A 20388-nucleotide genomic window follows, 5' to 3' on the forward strand; every position below is an offset into this window, starting at 1 on the left:
AACAGGCCCAACAGAGTGGGAGAGAATTTCGCCTTCTTCCTGCCCGTCATGATGGCAAGCTTCGGCGTGGTTTTCGGCTTTGTCTGGAGCCTGCGCGTGCGCGCCGCCGGATATTGGAGCGGCGCCTATATCTGCGTGGCGGGCGGTTTTGCGGTGCCGGCGGGATTCGCGCTGGTTCCCACGCCCGTCTGGGGTTTCGTGGCGGACCTGCTGTTCGCCAGCGGCTTCCTGCTGTTCAGCCAGGCTCTGCTGGAGCGATGGCGGCCGAACTGGCTGCTGCGGGCGCGGATCGCGATCTGGGCTTTGTCGTTGCTGCTCTGTGCGGTCGCTCTTGCGCTGGGCAATCTGCCCCTCGAACTGGTTGCGTCCGATTTCGGCTGCTTCCTGCTGATCGGCCTGCCGCTGGTCGCGGGCAAGGATCATCTCGGCAACTGGTCCGACCGCATCCTGTTCAGCGCGACGGCGCTGGTTGCTCTGGATAATCTGGCGCGGGGCAGCACTGTGCCGCTCACCTTGTCTGGCGGCAGCTTCCAGAGCAGCGACTATGCCTTTCTGATGCAGGCGCTGGCCTGCATTTTCGGCCTTTTCCTCGCTCTGGCCGCGCTCGCGGCGAACATGCTCGATCTGCTCACCCGCTATCAGCGCGACGCGCTGCACGATCCGCTTTCCGGCCTGCTCAACCGGCGGGGTTTTGACGATGCCATCAACCAACGGATACGCAAGCAGCCGACGCAGGGCAGCCTCATCGTCTGCGACATCGATCATTTCAAGACGATCAACGATGCCTATGGCCATGCCCTGGGCGATCGCGTGATCGTCGCGCTGGCCAGGATATTGGCCCGGTTTGCGCCTGTCGGCGCCGTCACGGCCCGCTTCGGCGGCGAGGAATTCGTGCTGTTCCTGCCCGATACCCATGCAGCCCGAGCAGCCGGGATCGCCAACGACATTCGCGAGAGCATCGCGCAAGAAGTCGCTGATCAGTTCGGTCTGTCGCGTCCTCTCACCGCCAGCTTCGGCCTGTCGACCGCCCAGCGCGGGGATGCCTCGATTCATGACGCCATCGCGCGGGCCGACGCGGCGCTCTATCAGGCCAAGACGCGCGGCCGCAACCGGGTTTGCGTACGGCGGGCGCTATCGGCACCGGACACAGCCATGGTCGATCCGCAATCCCGGGCTTGCAACGCTTAAAGCGCTGGCCTCACCTGGCTCCAAAATGAAAAAGGCCGCCCCAAAAGGGCAGCCTCCTCATTCCCGCGCGAAGTAGGCGCCGATCAAATATGGATCGGCTTGCCGGTCACGGCCATGGCCGCTTCCTTGATCGCCTCGCTGTGCGTCGGATGCGCATGGCAGGTATAGGCAATGTCTTCGCTCGACGCGCCGAATTCCATCGCCTGCGCCGCCTGCGCGATCATCGTGCCCGCGACCGAAGCGATGATCCAAACGCCCAACACCTTGTCGGTCTCGGCATCGGCGATGATCTTCACGAAGCCGTCCGGCTCATGATTGGTCTTGGCGCGGCTGTTCGCCATCATCGGGAACTTGCCGACCTTGACCGCGCCCTTTTCCTTGGCGGCTTCTTCGGTGAGGCCCACGCCGGCGATTTCCGGCTTGGTGTAAACCACCGACGGGATCACCTCATGGTTCACGATGCCGGTCAGACCCGCAATATTCTCGGCCACGGCAATGCCTTCATCCTCGGCCTTGTGCGCGAGCATCGGCCCCGGAATGACGTCACCGATCGCCCAGACGCCCGGAACCTTGGTCGCGAACTCATGATCGGTTTCGATCTGACCACGCGCATTGAGTTCCAGACCGATCTTGTCGAGGCCCAGGCCTTCCGTGTTCGGACGGCGACCGATCGACACCAGCACGACATCGGCCTCGATCTTCTCGGCCGCGCCACCTGCAGCGGGTTCGACGGTCAGCGTCACGCCCTTCTTGCCGACCTCAGCGCCCGTGACCTTGGTGCCGAGCTTATACTCGAAGCCCTGCTTCTTGAAGATCTTGTTCGCTTCCTTGCGGACTTCGCCGTCCATGCCGGGCAGGATCTGGTCGAGATATTCGACAACGGTCACCTTCGCGCCGACGCGACGCCACACCGAACCCAGCTCCAGCCCAATGACGCCGCCGCCGACGACGACCAGATGACCCGGAACCTTATCCAGTTCCAGCGCGCCGGTCGAATCGACGATCTTGCCGCCCTTGTTATCGACCGCGACTCCGGCAAGCGGCGTGACCGACGAGCCGGTGGCGATGACGATGTTCTTCGCCGTCACCTTCTTGCCCGCGACTTCCACCGTGTTGGCGCCGGTGAAGGTCGCCAGACCCTTCAGCCAGTCGACCTTGTTCTTCTTGAACAGATATTCGATGCCGCCGGTCAGGCCCTTCACCGCTTCCTTGCGCTGGCCCTGCATGGTGTCGAGGTCCAGGCTCATCTTGTCGATCTTCACGCCCAGCTTGGCGAGCGCGCCGTTCGCGGCTTCCTCGTAGAGTTCCGAAGCGTGCAGCAGCGCCTTGGACGGGATGCAGCCGACATTGAGGCATGTGCCGCCCAGCGTCTCGCGGCTTTCGGCGCAGGCGGTCTTGAGGCCAAGCTGCGCCGCGCGGATTGCGGCGACATAGCCGCCCGGACCCGCGCCGATTATAAGGACGTCATAGTCGAAGTCAGCCATAACAATCTCCGTTCGCCCTTGGACCGAGTCACTTGCCTCGGTCCAACCTGTCAAAGGGCATTACTTCTTTCGTCCCATAAAAAGGACGGGGCTTCGACAGGCGCAGCCCGAACGGGATGAATGGACAAACCTTACAGGTCGATCAACAGGCGGGTCGGATCTTCGATCGCATTCTTCACCGCGACGAGGAAGGTCACCGCTTCGCGACCGTCGATCAGGCGATGATCATAGCTGAGCGCCAGATACATCATCGGACGGATGACGATCTGGCCATCGCGGACGACCGGACGGTCCTCGATGCGGTGGAGGCCCAGCACCGCCGACTGCGGCGGGTTGATGATCGGGCTGGACAGCAGCGAACCGAAGACCCCGCCATTGGAGATGGTGAAGGTGCCGCCCTTCATATCGTCCATGGTGAGCGTGCCATCCTTGGCCTTCTTGCCGAAGCTGCCGATGGTCTTCTCGATCTCGGCAACGCTCAGGCTCTCTGCATTGCGGATCACGGGCACGACCAGACCGTTCGGCGCCGACACCGCCACCGAGATATCGGCAAAGTCGTTATAGACGATCTCGTCGCCCTCGATCTGCGCATTGACGCCAGGGATGTCCCGCAGCGCCATGCAGACGGCCTTGGTGAAGAAGCCCATGAAGCCCAGGCGGACGCCATGCTTCTTCTCGAACAGATCCTTATATTTGGCGCGCGCCTCGATGACGTTGGTCATATCGACGTCGTTGTAGGTGGTGAGCAACGCGGCGTTGTTCTGCGCTTCCTTCAGCCGCTTGGCGACCGTCTGGCGCAGGCGGGTCATCTTGACGCGTTCCTGCGCACGGCTCGGACCGGCGGCGGGAGCGGCGGCGGCAGGCGCTGCGGCAGGGGCCGAAGCGGCAGCCTTGGCGGTGCCCGCAGCGGCAGCAGCGACGACATCGTCCTTGGTCAGGCGGCCATCCTTGCCGGTGCCCTTGATCTTGCTCGGGTCAAGGCCATGTTCCAGCACCAGACGGCGAACCGCCGGCGACAGGGTCAGATTGCCGCCTTCGTCCTCATCGGAAGCGACAGGCGCCGCAACCGAAGCCGCTGGCGCCGTTGCAGCAGCCTCTGCCTTGGCGGCGGGCGCTGCGGCAGGAGCAGCCGCAGCGCCCGCGCCCGCATTCACATAGGCCAGCAGCGCGCCGACCTGAACCGTGTCGCCTTCCTTGGCAACGATGTCGCCCAGCACGCCCGCAACCGGCGCGGGCACGTCGACCGCGACCTTGTCGGTTTCCAGGGACACGATGGGCTCGTCGGCCTTCACGGCCTCACCGGGCTTCTTGAGCCACTGACCAACGGTTGCTTCGGTAACGGATTCGCCCAGCGTGGGGACTTTGACTTCGGTGGCCATGAGCTTGTTCAGCCTTTCTTCTGGCGACGGATTTCTTCACGGACGCTGTGACCCAGCGCATCGGCAACAAGGGCGCCCTGTTCGGCCACATGGCGCTTGGCGAGGCCCGTTGCGGGCGACGCCGAGGCCTTGCGACCGGCATAGCGAGCGCGCATCGGCGCCTTGCCGGCCTGGGCCAGCGCTTCCTCGATATAGGGCTCCACGAAGAACCAGGCGCCGTTGTTGCGCGGTTCCTCCTGACACCAGACGACATGCTCCAGCTTCGTCATGCGCTCGATGCGCTTTGCAAGAGCCTCGGTCGCGAACGGGTAGATCTGTTCGATGCGAACGATCTGCACGTCCGTGTCGCCAGCGGCGTCCCGGGCTTCCATCAGGTCGTAGAAGACCTTGCCGGAACATAGAACCAGCCGCCTGGTATCCTGGTCGGGCGCCGCATTGGGGTCCGACAGGATGCGCTTGAAGTGCGTTTCGCCCAGGAAGTCCTCAGCCTTGCTGACCGCCGACTTGTGACGCAGCAGCGACTTGGGCGCCATAATGATGAGCGGCTTGCGGAAAGGCCGCAGCATCTGACGGCGCAGGACGTGGAAATAATTGGCCGGGGTCGTGATGTTCGCGACCTGGATATTTCCTTCCGCGCAAAGCTGGAGATAACGCTCCAGACGGGCCGAGCTATGTTCCGGACCCTGCCCTTCATAGCCATGCGGCAGCAGGCAGACCAGGCCGTTGGACCGCAGCCACTTGGTCTCCGACGAAGCGATATACTGGTCGAAGATGATCTGCGCGCCGTTGGCGAAATCACCGAACTGCGCTTCCCAAAGCACCAGGCTCTTCGGGTCCGCCAGCGCGAAGCCATATTCGAAGCCGAGCACGCCATATTCGGAGAGCGGCGAGTCCAGCACCTCGAAACGGCCATGCGGCACGGTCGAGAGCGGGATGTACTTGTTCTCCGTATCCTGGTCGGTCCAGACGGCGTGACGCTGGCTGAAAGTGCCGCGCCCGGAGTCCTGACCCGACAGGCGGACGCCATAGCCTTCCGACAGCAGCGAACCGAAAGCCAAGGCCTCGCCGGTCGCCCAGTCGAAATTCTCGCCGGTCTTGAACATCTCCGCCTTGGCGTCGATCACGCGCTTCAACGTCTTGTGGACGTTATGGCCTTCCGGGATCGTCGTCAGCGTCTTGCCCAGGCTGTCGAACAGCTTCTGGCTGATCGCGGACTCGACGCTCTGGCGGGTGGTTTCGGCGTCGGCGGGCTTGTGCAGGCCCGACCAGCGACCGGCGAACCAGTCGGCCTTGTTGGGCTTGTAGCTTTTCGCCGCCTCGAACTCTTCCTCCAGATGGTTGACGAAATCGCCCGTCACCTGGCTGACGAAATCGTCGTCGACCACGCCTTCAGCCTTCAATCGCGCCGAATAGACGTCGCTGACCGGCGGATGCTGGCGGATCTTCGCGTACATCTGCGGCTGGGTGAAGGAAGGCTCGTCGCCCTCATTGTGACCGAAGCGGCGATAGCACCACATGTCGATCACGATGTCGCGGTGGAAGGTCTGGCGATATTCCATCGCCAGCTTGCACGCGAAGGTAACCGCTTCCGGATCGTCGCCATTGATGTGCAGGATCGGCGCCTGAACGCCCTTCGCGACATCGCTGGGATAGGGCGACCCGCGCGAGAATTGCGGCGAGGTCGTGAAACCGATCTGGTTGTTGACGATGAAGTGGATGCAACCGCCGGTATTGTAACCGGAAACGCCCGAGAAGCCGAGGCATTCCCAAACGATGCCCTGGCCGGCAAATGCCGCGTCGCCATGGATCAGCACGGGCAGAACCTGCTCATGCTTGGTCAGGTCGTCGCGGAAAGTCTGCTGCGCGCGGACCTTGCCCAGCACCACCGGATCGACGGTTTCCAGGTGCGAGGGGTTGGGAACCAGCGACATGTGAACCTTGACGCCGTCAAATTCCCGGTCGGTCGAAGTGCCGAGGTGATATTTCACGTCGCCCGAACCGCCGACATCTTCGGGATTGGCGGTACCGCCCGAAAATTCGTGGAAGATGACGCGAAAGCCCTTGGCCATCACATTGGCGAGCACGTTCAGGCGGCCACGATGGGCCATGCCGTAAACGATCTCCCGCACGCCCTGCGCGCCGCCATATTTGATGATGGCTTCCAGCGCCGGGATCATCGATTCGCCGCCGTCCAGGCCGAAGCGCTTGGTGCCGACATATTTGCGGCCCAGGAACTTCTCATATTGTTCGGCGTGGATCACCTTGGACAGGATCGCCTTCTTGCCTTCCGGCGTGAAGTGGATTTCCTTGTCCTTGCCCTCCAGGCGATCCTGCAGGAAGCGACGCTCCTCCACATCAGCGATGTGCATATATTCCAGGCCGACATTGCCGCAATAATTGGTGCGCAGGATCGCCACGATCTCGCGAACGGTCGCATATTGCACGCCCAGCGTACCGCCCAGATAGACCTTCTTATCCAGATCGGTCAGGCCGTGATATTCCGGCGTCAGGTCCGCCGGCAGGTCACGTTGGGTCAGGCCCAGCGGATCGAGATTAGCGGCCAGATGTCCGCGGACGCGATAGGTGCGGATCAGCATCTGCGCGCGGATTGCATCGTCGGCCGCACTGACGGCATCCGTATCCGAAACCGCCTTGCCCGCAGCCTTGGCGGCGGCCTTCACGGCCACCTGCATCTGCGTGGGGTCAAGCGCCCCGGTCAGGTCGTCGGTATCGATCGGCGGCCAGTTGGTGCGCGCCCAGCTTGGCCCGCGCTCGATTTCGAAATCCTGGTTCTCGTAGCCCATTTCTCACGTCCCATGCCGACCGCGTGCAGTCGCGGAGCGGGGTAACAGATGGCCGGGGTGCAGCCCGGCCATCTCACATGGCTTGATCAGCCCTTCAACACTTCCAGCAGGGTCGTGCCGAGTTCCGACGGGCTGGCGGCAACCTTGATGCCGGCCGCTTCCATCGCCGCGATCTTGCTCTCGGCGTCGCCCTTGCCGCCCGACACGATCGCGCCGGCATGGCCCATGCGACGGCCCGGAGGCGCCGTGCGGCCCGCGATGAAGCCAGCCATCGGCTTCTTGCGGCCCTTCTTGGCTTCGTCGATCAGGAACTGGGCAGCCTGTTCTTCCGCGTCGCCGCCGATTTCACCGATCATGATGATCGATTCGGTGGCGTCGTCGGCCAGGAACAGTTCCAGCACGTCGATGAAGTTGGTGCCGTTGACCGGGTCGCCGCCGATGCCGACCGCGGTGGTCTGGCCCAGGCCCGCATTGGTGGTCTGGAACACGGCTTCATAGGTGAGCGTGCCCGAGCGCGACACGACGCCGACCGAACCCTTGGAGAAGATGTTGCCGGGCATGATGCCGATCTTGCATTCGCCGGGCGTCAGCAGGCCGGGGCAGTTCGGGCCGATCAGGCGCGACTTGCTGCCCGACAAGGAGCGCTTCACCTTCACCATGTCCAGCACCGGAATGCCTTCGGTGATGCAGACGATCAGCGGGATTTCGGCGTCGATCGCTTCCAGGATCGAGTCGGCCGCGAACGGCGGCGGAACATAGATGACCGAAGCGTCGGCGCCAGTCTTCGACTTGGCTTCGGCAACGGTGTCAAACATGGGCAGACCGATATGGGTCGTGCCGCCCTTGCCCGGCGTGACGCCGCCGACCATCTGCGTGCCATAGGCAAGCGCGGTTTCAGTGTGAAAGGTACCGGTGGCACCGGTCATACCCTGGGTGATGACCTTGGTGTTCTTGTTCACCAGAATGGACATGTCAGTCCCTTTATCTTCTGTGGACGTGGCACTTTGGGTCTAAAAGCAGCCCGCCCCAGGCTGCGCACTTACCTGGAGCGGGCTGGTGCAGCTCTTAAAAAGGCTCAGGCGAGCGAGGGGTCGATGCCCTTGCAGGCTTCCAGCAGTTCCTTGACGGCGTCGACGGACACCTGAAGGTTCGCCTTGGCCTCGTCGTCCAGCGCGATCTCGACGACCTGCTCGACGCCGTCCTTGCCGATGATCACGGGAACGCCGACATAGAGATCGTTGACGCCATATTGGCCGGTCAGGTTCGCGGCGCAGGGCAGCAGGCGCTTCTTGTCGCCCAGATAGGCTTCAGCCATGGCGATCGCGCTGGTGGCGGGCGCATAGAAGGCCGAGCCGGTCTTGAGCAGCGCGACGATCTCGCCGCCGCCCGAACGGGTGCGCTGAACGATGGCGTCGATACGCTCCTTGGTGGAACGGCCCTGCTTGATGAGGTCGGGAACCGGGATGCCCGCGACGGTCGAATATTCGATCACCGGGACCATCGTGTCGCCGTGACCGCCGAGCACGAAGCTGGTGACGTCCTTGGCCGACACATTGAATTCTTCCGCCAGGAAATGGTTGAAGCGCGACGAGTCGAGCACGCCCGCCATGCCGACGACCTTGTTGTGCGGCAGGCCGGAAAATTCGCGCAGCGCCCACACCATAGCATCGAGCGGGTTGGTGATGCAGATGACGAAAGCGTTGGGCGCGTTGGCGGCGATGCCCTCGCCCACGGCCTTCATGACCTTGAGGTTGATGCCCAGCAGATCGTCGCGGCTCATGCCCGGCTTGCGGGCGACACCGGCGGTGACGATGATGACATCGGCGTCCTTGATGTCGGCATAGTCGTTCGATCCGGTGATCTTGGCGTCGAAGCCTTCGACCGAAGCGCATTGCGACAGATCGAGCGCCTTGCCCTGCGGCACGCCTTCCACGACGTCGAAGAGGACGATGTCACCAAGCCCCTTGAGGGCCGCGAGATGCGCGAGGGTACCACCGATATTACCAGCGCCGATAAGCGCGATCTTCTTACGGGCCATATGTAATCATCCTCCAAGCCATGAAAACCGGAATTGCCGAAGCGCTTAAGCCTATCTGCCCGACGTTTCAACCGCGCAAAAGCGCTGATTCCAAATTATCTTTGCAATTTATTCGCAATTGCATTAGTGGGGCTTTTGCCTCTGTCATCCAAGCGCTCCTACCCTGGCGCATGGCCCTTCCCCACAGCGGCCACCTGCCGCACGCCTCCCTTTAAGGGAGCGTGCGGGCTCTTTTTCCTGATAATAGATTGTTACGAGATGAACGGACGTGCGGCAGGCCGAGATTATTTCTCGCCCTGGCCATTCTCTCCGTGACCCAGGGCCAGATAGTCGTCCGACTGCATTTCCATGAGGCGCGATACGGTGCGCTCAAATTCAAACGCGCCGTCGCCTTCCGGATAAAGCCGCGCAGGCTCCGCATCCGCCGAAGCGAGCAGTTTCACCTTATATTCGTACAGCGCGTCGATCAGCGTCACGAAGCGCGCCGCCTCATTGCGCTTTTCCGGCCCCAGCACCGGGATGCCCACGATGATGACGCTGTGATATTTGCGCGCGATCGCCAGATAATCGGGCGCGCCGCGCGCCTCGGCGCAGAGGCGCTTGAAGGAAAAGACGGCCACGCCCTTCAGGCTCTTGGGCACATGCAGCGTGCGTCCGCCCTGCACCTTTATGTCTTCGGCCGGAACCTTGGCGCGATCCTCGACCGGATAGTCGGTCAGGCGGAAAAAGGCTTCGGACAGCGCCTTGGTCGCCGCCGGACCATTGGGCGCATGCCAAAGCTCGGCATCGCCCAGGCGATCGCGCCGGTAGTCGGTCGGCCCGTTCAGCGTCATGACGTCCAGCTTCAACTTGATCAGATCGATGAAAGGCAGGAAAAGCTGGCGGTTGAGACCGTTTTTGTAGAGTTCGTCCGGCTCGCGGTTGGAGGTGGTGACGATCGTCACCCGCTTTTCCAGCAAACCCGTAAACAGCCGCGACATGATGGCGGCGTCGGCCATATTGTTGACGACCATCTCGTCAAAGCAAAGCAGTCGCGCTTCCTCCGCCAGCGACTCGACCACCGGCGGGATAGGATCGCCCGTCTCCGACTTGCGCGCCTCTGCCAGCCGGGCATGCACGTCGAGCATGAATTCGTGGAAATGCGCGCGCTTCTTGCGCTGGACATGAACCGTGTCGAAGAACAGGTCCATCAGCATCGATTTGCCCCGCCCGACGCCGCCCCACATATAAAGGCCGCGCGGCGGTTCCGGCGCTTTGCGGAGCAGTTTCCACAGCGTCGAACCGCGCGGGGGCGTCGCTTCCAGTTCGTGCTGCAGCCGGTCGAGTCTCTCCGCCGCCGCCCGCTGATCAGGATCGCGCCGCAATTCGCCTGCCGCGACGAGCGCGTCATATCGGGCGATGACGCTGGTCACTTCGCGACAGACGCCTTGCGCACGGTCGCGGTCGATGCCGCGATCAGTTCATCATCCTGTGAAATGGTCAGGCGCAGGAACATCAACCGCCCCGTCTCGCGCAGCAATTCGATTTCCGCGCACAGATGCGGCCCTATCTTGCCTGAACCACAATATTGCATGGAAAGGTCAACGGTCACCGCAGCCGCCTGTTCCGGCCGGCCCATAGCCGCCAGCGCGGCAAAATAGGCATGATCGGCAAAACCGGCGAGAAAGCCGCCGTGCAGCGCGCCCAGCCGGTTGGCGTGCGACGGCCGGCTTTCCAGCATGACCGTCGCCTTGCCCGCCGCATCGCTGCGCGAATAGCTGGTGCCGATGGCCGAGTCGAGGAACGTTCCCGGCACCGTGTCGGTCCAGGACAGCCAGCCAGCCCATGGCCCATCGGCCACGGGGCTCAGATGACCCGCTCCGTCGCTCACCCTATCAGAGCTGCCGCTCGACCATCATCTTCTTGGTTTCCGCGATCGCCTTGGCCGGGCTCAGACCCTTGGGGCAGACATTCGCGCAGTTCATGATGGTGTGGCAGCGATAGAGACGGAAGGGATCTTCCAGCTCATCCAGACGCTCGCCGGTATATTCGTCGCGGCTGTCGGCCAGCCAGCGATAGGCCTGCAACAAGATCGCCGGGCCCAGGAACTTGTCGCTGTTCCACCAGTAGCTGGGACAGCTCGTCGAGCAGCACGCGCACAGAATGCACTCGTAAAGCCCGTCCAGCTTTTCGCGGTCGGCGGGCGACTGGAGCCGCTCCTTGCCGCTCGGCGGCGGGCTGACGGTTTGCAGCCAGGGCTTGATCGAATTGTACTGCGCGTAGAAATGCGTGAAATCGGGCACCAGATCCTTGATCACGTCCATGTGCGGCAGCGGCGTGACGCGCACTTCCTTGCCCGAACATTCCTCGATGGAGGTGGTGCAGGCCAGGCCATTGCGGCCGTTCATGTTCATGGAACAGGAGCCGCAAATGCCCTCCCGGCAGGAGCGGCGGAAGGTCAGCGTCGGATCATATTCATTCTTGATCTTCAGCAGCGCGTCCAGAACCATCGGGCCGCAATTGTCGAGATCGATCTCGAACGTGTCGTAGCGCGGGTTCTGGCCGGAGTCGGGGTCGTAGCGATAGACCTTGAAGCTCTTGACGTTGGTGGCGCCGTCAGGCGCCTTGTGGGTTACGCCCTTGGCGCTGATCTTGCTGTTCTTGGGCAACGCAAATTCGGCCATTGCTCGTCACGCCTCTTCGGATGATCCTTCAGTCGGCGTTGCGCATAACAAAAAATCTGCAAAGGTCCAGCACTGACGCAATGCAAAAACGGGCTTGCTTGATTTGAAGCCGTTTCTGTCGTTACGGCGCAGCACATCCTGGAGAGCCCGCCTTTGCCGACCGACATAGCCTTTCTGGCCATTGCCGAAGCCCATCAAATCTACCACTGGCTGCCGGCAGCCCTTGCGCTGTCGCGCCGGGCGGGGGTCAAGGTGCATGTGCTTTCGCCATCCGCCAGCATTCTCGACCTGGCGGCGAGCTACGATCCTGACGGGGCGCTCCACCTCGTGCGCCTGCGCCGTCCGCCCTTCCCGCCCGACTCGCTGTTCCGGCAGCCTTCGCGGCTTTTGACGCTGGCGCTCAACTATTCGACCATCCGCCGCTATCCCTTGCTGGTCACGACCGAGATATCGAGCGGCTGGTTGCGCAAGGTGCCGGGTTTTTCCTCGCGCATGGCGCTCATCAAGCATGGCGCGGGCGACCGCGAGGGCGGCTACAAGGCGCGCCATGCCGCCTTCGACCTGACCCTGGTGGGTGGAGAAAAGGACCGGCGGCGCATGATCAGCCGGGGTCTTTGCACGCCGGAGAATTGCGCCGTCGGCGGCTATGCCAAGTTCGAGCTGAAGGCGCAGCGACAGCGTTTCTTCGACAATGATCTGCCGGTGCTGCTCTACAATCCCCATTTCGATGCAAAGCTTTCGTCATGGGTGCGGCATGGACAGGAGGTGCTCGCCACGCTGGAGGCGCTGGAGGGCTGGAACGTCATCATCGCCCCGCATACCAAGCTCGCCGCACGCGCCGCTCCCATCCGGACCACAGCCTCGCATATCCGCGTCGACATGGGCAGCCGCCATTCGATCGACATGAGCTACACCATGAGTGCGGATGTCTATCTGGGTGACGTATCGAGCCAGGTCTACGAGTTCCTTCTCGAACCTCGCCCATGCATCTTCCTGAACCTCGAACGGTGCGACTGGCGCGGCGATGAGACCTTCGCGCACTGGCGGCTGGGGCCGGTGATCGAGGATATGGCGGCATTGCCCCAGGCGCTGGAGCGCGCCGCGGGCTTGCAAGCGGCGTTCGTTGATGCTCAGGAAGCGGCCATGTCCGATTCCATCGACCGATCCCCCACCCCCGCCTCGGAGCGGCAGGCCGACCTCATCCTGGATTTTGCCCGGAAATCCGAAAGGACGGCCGCCCTATGACGCAGACGATCACGACCGCTTTGGGGCCGGTGCGGCTGCTGGGCGACAATGCGACCCGCATCTGGGGCATGTCCAATGCCGAACGCTGCCGCCGCATGGCCGAAAGCGCCGCGCAGAACGGCAGCCTGTTGGCGGAGGGCCATGAGCTTCTGTTCAACCTCGGCTATGCCTTCGACCCCATGCTGCTGCGGCTGGTGCTGGAGGAGCCGGGGACGGTCTTCGTCTGGGGCGCCGCGCCGGTCGTCGGACAGGTGCCTGCGGGCAGCGATCCGCTGAAGGCTGCGCATGTCGTAGACCTGTCCGACGGGCGGAAGCTCTACAACCGGCAACTGCGCAAGCTGGAACAGCCCTTCGTCAAGGAACTGACCCCCACGACCCGGCGGGAGATTGAGCGGCGCAGCTATTTCGGCGCCTATAAGGGCGTCACGGACCTCCTCACCAAATATCTCTGGCCCGAACTGGCGCTATGGCTGACGCGGCTGGCGGCTTCGATCGGCATGACGCCCAATATGGTGACGGCAATCGGCGCGACGCTCTGCGTGGCGGCGACCTGGTTCTTCGCGCAGGGGCTTTATTGGACGGGCATGCTTGCCGGGTTCGTCTTCATGGTGCTCGACACGGTGGACGGAAAGCTTGCCCGCTGCACCATCACCTCGTCCAAATGGGGCAATGTGGCTGACCATGGCGTCGACCTCGTCCATCCGCCCTTCTGGTGGTATTTCTGGGGCGTGGGACTGTCGGCCTGGGGGCTGGCGCTGTCGACGCAGAGCTTCGCGCTGGTCATGGCGGCGGTGATCGCGGGCTATGTGCTGCAACGGTTGATCGAGGGCATGTTCATCAAGGATTTCGGGATGGACATTCATGTCTGGGGCCGGTTCGATAGCTGGTTCCGCCTGATCACCGCGCGGCGTAATCCGAATATGGTGATCCTGTTCGTCGCGCTGTTGGCCGGGCGACCGGATATCGGGCTGATCGCGCTCGCCTGGTGGACGATCATCTCGCTGGTCGTCCATGCCGTGCGGCTGATGCAGGCCTATGGCGCGAAGCGCTCCGGGCAGCCCATAGTCAGTTGGATGGAGGCAAGGGCATGAACGCGACCATCGAGAAATTCGGCTTTCCCGCCACCCTGATCGCGGAGTTCGCGCATTGGGTGGTGTTGCTGCGCCCCGCCCAACCGACGCTGGGGTCGCTGGTGCTTGCGGCGAAGTCCGACGCCACCGCCTTTGGCGACCTGCCGCCGGAAGCTCATGCCGAACTGGCAACCGTGACCAAGGCGATCGAAAGCGCGCTCGGACAGGCGGTAGGCTATGCCAGGATCAATTATCTGATGCTGATGATGGTGGACCCACACGTCCATTTCCATGTGCTGCCCCGCCATGAGGGCAGCCGCAATCATGCAGGTCTTGAGATCACCGACGCCGGATGGCCAGGGCAGCCCGACCTCGGCATTGCGGTGAAGCTCAGCGCTGAGCAGATCGCCGCGCTGACCGGCTGGCTCAAGCCTTATTTCGCGTAGCGGTCCTCGGTCAGCCAGCGGGCGGTGAGCGCCTTCGCCGCCTCGACATCCTGCGGGAAGTCGACTTCCTGCCAGTCCAGCCCCTCGATCGAGACGGTGCCGACGCGGTTGCCCTTGGCGATGATGTCGATGGCGCGCAGATACCAGCGCTCCACGCCTTCGGGCGTGCGCATCATCTGGTCGATCTGGTTGCGGAAAATCGCCGGCCCTTCGCCCCGGAAAGCCAGCATGCCGATGGATTCGGCGTTGGTGTCATGTGGCAGCAACCGTTTGCCGATCGCATGCAGGCGGCCCGTCTTGTCCCGGTTCACCTTCATGTCGTCATCGTCATAGTCGCCATGCTTGACGTCCACGGTGACGGTGATGGCGTCTTCAGCCCCATCGATCAGCTTGCCCACAATCTCGTCCGAGACGATGGTGTCGCCGTTCAGGATGATGAAGTCGCGGTCCATCTCCTCCCGCACGATCCAGCAGGTGCCCAGATTGTCGGCCACCTGAAAAAAGGGGTTGAACACGGTGCGGATGCGCGCGCCGGTTTCGCGATAGAGTTGCAGCGCATGGTCCTCCACCCGTTCCGTGCGGAAGCCGGTGACGACGACGATATCGGTCACGCCATTGGCCACCAGCGCGGCGACCTGCCAACTGATGAGGGTGCGGCCGTTGAAGTCGATCATGCATTTGGGCACGTCGCGGGTCAGCGGAAGCAGACGCGAACCCTGGCCTGCGGAAAGGATGATGGCTTTGGAAATCGTCATGGGGCGCCCCCTTAACGCAAATGGAACGCCAGGAACAGCGTGTGTTGCATCGCACCCTGGCCGATCCTAGATAGGCGCGCGCCGGTCGGTCGGCGCGCCAGGGAAAGGCCGGAACTCAAGTGACGAGCAAGCGCGGATCGGGTGGCGCTCAGGAAGGCTTCGCCCGCATTCTGGCGAACACCGGCTGGCTGCTGGGCGGCAAGGGCGTGGGCGCGGTGCTCAGCCTTGCCTATCTGGCCATCGTCACGCGCACCTTGGGCGTCGCGGATTTCGGTCGGTTCGCGCTGGTGCTGAGCGCCGCCAACGTCATCAAGACGCTGGTCAGCTTCGATAGCTGGCAGATCGTCGTGCGCTACGGCCAGCCGCATCTGGCCGCAGGCAATGGCGATGCGCTGAACCGGGTGCTGCGCTTCTGCATCCTGATCGACCTGGCCTCGGCCGTCGCGGGCGGGCTGATCGCGGCCTTCATCATCCTCGCCTTCGGATCGCTGATGGAATTGTCGTCCGCCCTGGGGTGGCAGGCCTGGATCTTCTGCATGGTGATGATGATCACCATCCGGTCCAGTCCGACCGGCGTGCTGCGGCTGTTCGACCGCTTCGATTCCGGCGCCTTTGCCGAAACGATGATCCCGGTCGGACGCATGATCGGCGCGGGGCTGGCCTGGGTGCTGATGCCCGACGTGACCGGCTTCCTGATCGCCTGGGGCGCGGCGGAATTGCTGTGCGCGGTCAGCTATTGGTGGCTGGCGCTGCGGGCCGGGGGGGAGAAACTGGGGAACTGGCGGGCGGGCCGGGCACTGGACGCGCGGGCGGAAAATCCCGGCATCGTCGGCTTTCTCACGGCGACCAATTTGCAGACGACACTGTCTTCGGTCGGCCAGCAGGTGGCCGTGCTGGTGGTCGGCCTGTTCGTCGGTCCGGCCGGAGCGGGGTTGTACCGGCTTGCCAACCAGCTCGCCAATTCCCTGACCAAGATTTCCAGCCTGCTGTCGCGCAGCATCTTCGTGGAGTTGAGCCGCACGCATTCGAGCCATGGCCATGAAGCGCTAGGCACGTTATTCCGGCGGACGAACAGGCTGGCGCTGATCGCAGGCGCGGTCATCATCGCCCTGATCCTGACCATCGGGCATCCTCTGCTGGGGTTGATCGCGGGCAAGGAATTTCTGCCCGCCTATCCCCTGCTGCTGCTGCTGGGCGTCGCGGCCTGCATCGATCTGGTCGGCGTGAGCTACCGCCCGCTGCTGATGGCGACCGACCGGGCCAGCCTGTCGCTGCGCATCACGTTGATTTCGACGGCGCTGCTGTTGGGAATGCAGGCGGCGTTACTGCCGATCTATGGAACGATCGGAGCGGCAAGCGCGAATATCATCGCCTCGATCGTGGGCTTCGCGATGATGGGATTGGCGAGCCGGCAGGCCGTGGGACGGCGTGCCGACAACGCCGAATAATGGAGTATCCGAAACCTTATTCCGCTTCTTCAACCGCCGCGCCGGGGCCGTTTTTCAAGATGGATTCGATAGCATTCTTCGCCCCAGCCTTGTTGGTGTAGCCTTCGGTCCAGAAGATCGTTTCACTATTATATTTGAACTTGGCGACGAACTCGCCAGCCTTGTTCTTCTCGATCACGAACTTGTGCGCCATGGTCCATCCTCCGGGCTTGTTGCGTTACCGAAACCGGGCCGGAGAATAGGGCGCCGCATCGATGCTGGCAACTGCCTGTGACGGCGCTTCGCTTCTGAGCAGGTCAGCAGCCAGCAAGGCGGCGGCGGGAGAAGTCTGGATACCGAATCCGCCCTGTCCCGCGAACCAGAAAAAGCCCCGCGCCGCCGGATCGAAACCATAGACTGGCGCCCGATCGCGGGAGAAGCTGCGCAGTCCCGCCCATTTGCGCTCCACCGCCTCCACCGGCCAATCCACCACCGCCTCGAACCGCGCAATCGCCTCAGCCACGGCCAGTTCCTCAGGCGCGGCATCGCAAGGCAGTGAGGGTTCCTCATCATGAGGAGTCAACCAGACGCGCCCCTCCCCCTCCGGCTTGAAATAGAATTGCGAGGCGAGGTCCATGACCAGCGGCAGATCGGCGGAGGGCATGGCTGGCACGCGCAGTTGCACCACCGTCCGCCGTAGCGGTGCGATCCCAATCGGCGCCACCCCGCAGGCTCTGGCCACATCGTCCGCCCAGGCGCCCGCCGCGTTGACGATAACACCGCAGTCGATCGCGCCCTCATCCGTTTCGATCCGCCAGCCATCGTCCAACGCCTCGGCCCGCCGCAACGCCGTCGCCAGCCGAACCTCTCCGCCCAGGCGCCGGAACCGCCGCAGCCAGGCCTGATGCAGCGCCGCCACGTCGATGTCGCACACCCCCGGCTCCAGCACGCCTAGCGTCCATTCCGGCCGCAGTCCCGGCACCAGCGCGGCAGGATCGACCATGTGCAAGGCCACCTTGCCACCAAATTCCTCCAGCAGCCGATCCCGCGCCGCCGCATCGCCCACCCTTCCGACATGCAGTGTCCGGCGCGGCGTCAGAAAGGAAGCGTCGGAAAATTCCGGATCGGGCGCGGCCAGCATTGGCCCCGACGCGGTGGTCAGCGGCTGCACCGCCAGCCCGCCATAGGTTTCCTCCCAGAAGGAAACCGCCCGCCCAGTGGCGTGATAGCCCGCGCTCGGCTCCATCTCCAGCAGCAGCACGCGCGCGCGCCCGGCCAGTGTCGCGCCAAGGCTCGCCCCGGCGATCCCGCCGCCGACGATGACGATATCGGGCCTGTTCATCGGGGTGCGACTTCATCCAGAAAGCCGTCGATCCGCGCCAGCGCATCCAGCCGCACCGGGTCCAGCTCCCGCAATATTTCATGCGCCGCCTCACGCCCATAGACGTGCAACCGCGCGCCCGGAATCCGGGCCGCGATCCGCCTGATGGCAGGTGTCGAAACGAGCTGGTCGGTCTGCGCGGCCAGAATCAGCAAGGGCACCGCAATCCCCTCAATCCCTCGCCCCTGCTCCAGCGCATGGGTCGAATGCAACGCCTGCTCCACCCATTTCCAGCTCGGCGGCCCCAGCGCCACGTCCCGGCTATGGTCGCGCCACCACAGCTCATCGGCATAGCGCTCCGGATCATGGGTCAGACGCTTTTGCCGCATGTGCCGCTGGCGCTCCGACTCCTCCTTCTGCGTCCAGGCCTGCTTCCGGTCAAAGCCCAAAGCGCACATCGTCTCGGCAATCGCCACCGCCAGCCAGCGTGGCAAGGGCGCGCTATGCACCCCCATCATCGGCGCGACCGTCACGGCGGCATCGGGCGACGCCATCCCCTCGGCCAGGGCGCGCAGCAGCAGATGCCCGCCCATGCTGTGCGCGACGATCACTGTTGGCCCGTCTCCTTCCGCGCGCCAGTCGGCGGCGAAGGCGTCGAGATCAGCGATCCACTGACCGAAATCCCCGATATGCCCGCAAAGCGGATCGTCGGTCAGTCGCCCGGAACCACCCTGCCCACGCCAGTCGAAGCTGGTGACGGCCCATCCGCGTCCGGCCCAATGGTGGATCACTTCGAGATATTTCTCGATCATGTCGCCCCGGCCGCCCAGCACCAGCATCCGGCCGCGCGCGCCATCGCCCAGCCGATAGCGACGCAGCGGCCAGCCGTCGGGGGCAGTCCAGTAATCGAGCCGCCCGTCCATCGGCCAGGCGCGGCGATCAAACAGGGCGGGAACGGAGCGGGGCGAATCCATCGGCGGCATGGTTACGCTTTGGTAAGCCATCGGGTCTACTGTTTCGAATCCATGACGGGGGATATTTTCAGAATGGCGCTGATCGGCGCCCTGGCACTGCTGCTGATCGTGGCGTCTGTCACGGATTTGCGGTCACGCATCATCTCCAACCGGCTGAACCTGACGGTGGCCGCGCTGGCGCCGCTCTGGTGGCTGGCCTGCGGTTTGCCGCTGTGGCCGGGCATAGCGGTGCAACTGCTGGCAGCCCTGATCGTGTTCATCGCCTTTGCCGTGCTGTTCTCTCTTGGCTGCATGGGCGGCGGCGACGTCAAGCTGCTGGGCGCGCTGGCGCTCTGGTTCCCGTGGCAGGCGACCTTGTCGATGCTGATGCTGATGGCGGTGCTGGGGGGCGTCGTCACCATCGTGACTGTCGTGCACCATCGCATGACCCGGCGGCTGGGTCAGCCGCAAATCCCCTATGGCATTGCGATCTCGTTCGCCGCGCTTTGGCTGCTTGGCGAACGATATATTAACCAATTTGCGTGAATATCCGGGGGCTCGGACGCAACTCGTCTGATTGAGGGAGGCGAATTTCATCATGGATGCCAAGAAGATCGTGCTGCTGGTGGGGGCGCTTATCATAGCGATCACTACAGCCTTGCTCGCACGCAACATGCTGAGTTCGTCAGGCACGCCTCAGGCCGGCGCATCATCCATGCCCGTCGAAGCGGACCAGCCCCATGTGCTGGTCGCGACCAAGGCATTGCCGGTGGGCACCATATTGGACGCGGAAAGCTTCCGCTTCCAGCCCTGGCCCAAGGACCTTGTCGAACAGGCCTATTATATCAAGGGCCAGTCCGATCCGCAGAAACTGGTGGGCAGCGTCATCCGCACCGCCATTTCCGCCGGCCAGCCGATGACGCTGGGTTCGGTGATCAAGCCGGGTGAGCGCGGCTTCCTGGCCGCAGCGCTCGGGCCGGGCATGCGCGCCGTGACCGTGCCGGTGTCGGCGCAGAATTCGGTCGCGGGCTTCGTCTTTCCGGGCGATCGCGTCGACCTGATGCTGACGCAGAGCGTTAGCGGCGGTGGCGATGGCGAACCGCTCAAAGTGTCCGAAACCATCCTGCGCAATCTGCGCGTGCTTGCCACCGACCAGCGCATGGACGCGCTGGGCGCCGACGGCAAGCCCGTCGTCCAGACCTATTCCAACGTCACCATCGAAGTGACGCCCAAGATTGCCGAGAAGATCGCGGTGGCGCAGACCATCGGCTCCCTTTCGCTCACGCTGCGTTCGCTGGCCGACAATTCGTCGGAACTGGACGCCGCCATTGCGGGCAGCGATGTCGACCTGTCCGCTGCCAGCAATCCCAATGCCGAAAAGAAGCTGCTCGCCAGCCTTTCGGCCCGCCCGGTCGACAAGGGCAGCACCTATTCCACCGGCGCCGACGTTTCGCGCTACCAGCGCAGCAGCGTCCCCGCCAAGCCTTTGCAAGCCATGCCCGCAGGCGGCGTTCCCATGGGCGGCGCGCCCTCCATGGCTGCCGTGGGCCAAGGCCCGGTGATCCGCATCGCCCGCGGCACCAGTGTGACCGTCGTTCCGGTCGGGGGGAAGTAA

General features: G+C 63.7%; 19 protein-coding genes. 7 read left to right on the forward strand and 12 right to left on the reverse strand.

The annotated features are described in order from the left end of the window. Positions 1–15 precede the first annotated feature (15 nt). A complete protein-coding gene (locus K426_RS14820) occupies positions 16–1188 on the forward strand; it encodes a GGDEF domain-containing protein (RefSeq protein ID WP_066558579.1) in 1173 nt (390 codons plus the stop codon). 83 nt (positions 1189–1271) lie between these two features. On the opposite strand, the gene lpdA is transcribed toward K426_RS14820, so the two are convergent. From lpdA to K426_RS14860, 8 genes are all read right to left on the reverse strand, one after another. Continuing rightward, on the reverse strand, positions 1272–2672 hold the full coding sequence (gene lpdA / locus K426_RS14825; RefSeq protein WP_066558582.1) for a dihydrolipoyl dehydrogenase: 1401 nt from the start codon (positions 2670–2672) through the stop codon (positions 1272–1274). A gap of 131 nt (positions 2673–2803) precedes the next feature. Continuing rightward, complete coding sequence (gene odhB, locus K426_RS14830; protein WP_066558585.1) at positions 2804–4051, reverse strand: 2-oxoglutarate dehydrogenase complex dihydrolipoyllysine-residue succinyltransferase; 1248 nt, start codon at positions 4049–4051, stop codon at positions 2804–2806. An 8-nt stretch (positions 4052–4059) separates the two neighbouring features. After that, positions 4060–6855 carry a 2-oxoglutarate dehydrogenase E1 component gene (locus K426_RS14835; protein WP_066558588.1) on the reverse strand — a complete coding sequence of 932 codons (2796 nt, stop codon included), beginning with the start codon at positions 6853–6855 and terminating at the stop codon, positions 4060–4062. A gap of 86 nt (positions 6856–6941) precedes the next feature. Further along, a complete protein-coding gene (gene sucD / locus K426_RS14840; RefSeq protein ID WP_046764645.1) occupies positions 6942–7826 on the reverse strand; it encodes a succinate--CoA ligase subunit alpha in 885 nt (294 codons plus the stop codon). Between the two features lie 104 nt (positions 7827–7930). Then, the gene (mdh, locus tag K426_RS14845) at positions 7931–8893 is read right to left on the reverse strand and encodes a malate dehydrogenase (protein ID WP_066558590.1); all 963 of its coding nucleotides are present in this window, start codon (positions 8891–8893) and stop codon (positions 7931–7933) included. Positions 8894–9177: 284 nt separating this feature from the next. Next, positions 9178–10305: a cell division protein ZapE gene (zapE, locus tag K426_RS14850; RefSeq protein WP_066558595.1), complete on the reverse strand. Its 1128-nt coding sequence runs from the start codon at positions 10303–10305 to the stop codon at positions 9178–9180. Further along, entirely contained in the window at positions 10302–10763 is a 462-nt protein-coding gene (locus tag K426_RS14855; protein ID WP_443018192.1) for a PaaI family thioesterase, read from the reverse strand. Before K426_RS14855 ends, zapE begins: the two co-directional genes overlap by 4 nt. 4 nt (positions 10764–10767) lie before the next feature. Beyond that, positions 10768–11556: a succinate dehydrogenase iron-sulfur subunit gene (locus K426_RS14860; protein WP_066558598.1), complete on the reverse strand. Its 789-nt coding sequence runs from the start codon at positions 11554–11556 to the stop codon at positions 10768–10770. Positions 11557–11709: 153 nt separating this feature from the next. Here K426_RS14860 and K426_RS14865 point away from each other — a divergent pair, with 153 nt between their 5' ends. From K426_RS14865 to K426_RS14875, 3 genes are read left to right on the forward strand one after another with little or no spacing between them, the layout of a single operon-like run. Then, positions 11710–12801, forward strand: a complete 1092-nt coding sequence (locus K426_RS14865; protein ID WP_066558600.1) for a glycosyl transferase — start codon at positions 11710–11712, stop codon at positions 12799–12801. Beyond that, positions 12798–13892 (forward strand): CDP-alcohol phosphatidyltransferase family protein, encoded by a 1095-nt coding sequence (locus K426_RS14870; protein WP_066558602.1) that lies wholly within the window; start codon positions 12798–12800, stop codon positions 13890–13892. The genes K426_RS14865 and K426_RS14870 overlap by 4 nt, the downstream gene beginning before the upstream one ends. Beyond that, entirely contained in the window at positions 13889–14317 is a 429-nt protein-coding gene (locus K426_RS14875) for an HIT family protein (RefSeq protein WP_066558605.1), read from the forward strand. The genes K426_RS14870 and K426_RS14875 overlap by 4 nt, the downstream gene beginning before the upstream one ends. Here the strand turns inward: K426_RS14875 and K426_RS14880 are convergent. Then, positions 14305–15072, reverse strand: a complete 768-nt coding sequence (locus tag K426_RS14880; RefSeq protein WP_066558608.1) for a phosphocholine cytidylyltransferase family protein — start codon at positions 15070–15072, stop codon at positions 14305–14307. The genes K426_RS14875 and K426_RS14880 overlap by 13 nt on opposite strands. Before the next feature lie 119 nt (positions 15073–15191). Between K426_RS14880 and K426_RS14885 the strand changes: the two genes are divergently transcribed. Then, positions 15192–16520 (forward strand): lipopolysaccharide biosynthesis protein, encoded by a 1329-nt coding sequence (locus K426_RS14885; RefSeq protein ID WP_066558611.1) that lies wholly within the window; start codon positions 15192–15194, stop codon positions 16518–16520. A gap of 16 nt (positions 16521–16536) precedes the next feature. Here the strand turns inward: K426_RS14885 and K426_RS30355 are convergent, their stop codons facing one another. From K426_RS30355 to K426_RS14895, 3 genes are read right to left on the reverse strand one after another with little or no spacing between them, the layout of a single operon-like run. After that, positions 16537–16713: a YegP family protein gene (locus K426_RS30355; protein WP_082748606.1), complete on the reverse strand. Its 177-nt coding sequence runs from the start codon at positions 16711–16713 to the stop codon at positions 16537–16539. A gap of 24 nt (positions 16714–16737) precedes the next feature. After that, a complete protein-coding gene (locus tag K426_RS14890) occupies positions 16738–17841 on the reverse strand; it encodes an NAD(P)/FAD-dependent oxidoreductase (RefSeq protein ID WP_066558614.1) in 1104 nt (367 codons plus the stop codon). Continuing rightward, positions 17838–18803 (reverse strand): alpha/beta hydrolase, encoded by a 966-nt coding sequence (locus tag K426_RS14895; RefSeq protein ID WP_082748608.1) that lies wholly within the window; start codon positions 18801–18803, stop codon positions 17838–17840. Before K426_RS14895 ends, K426_RS14890 begins: the two co-directional genes overlap by 4 nt. Before the next feature lie 42 nt (positions 18804–18845). Between K426_RS14895 and K426_RS14900 the strand changes: the two genes are divergently transcribed. Further along, entirely contained in the window at positions 18846–19319 is a 474-nt protein-coding gene (locus tag K426_RS14900) for an A24 family peptidase (RefSeq protein WP_066558617.1), read from the forward strand. A gap of 52 nt (positions 19320–19371) precedes the next feature. After that, entirely contained in the window at positions 19372–20388 is a 1017-nt protein-coding gene (gene cpaB / locus K426_RS14905; RefSeq protein WP_066558619.1) for a Flp pilus assembly protein CpaB, read from the forward strand.

The sequence above is a fragment of the Sphingobium sp. TKS genome (assembly GCF_001563265.1).
Classification (GTDB): domain Bacteria; phylum Pseudomonadota; class Alphaproteobacteria; order Sphingomonadales; family Sphingomonadaceae; genus Sphingobium.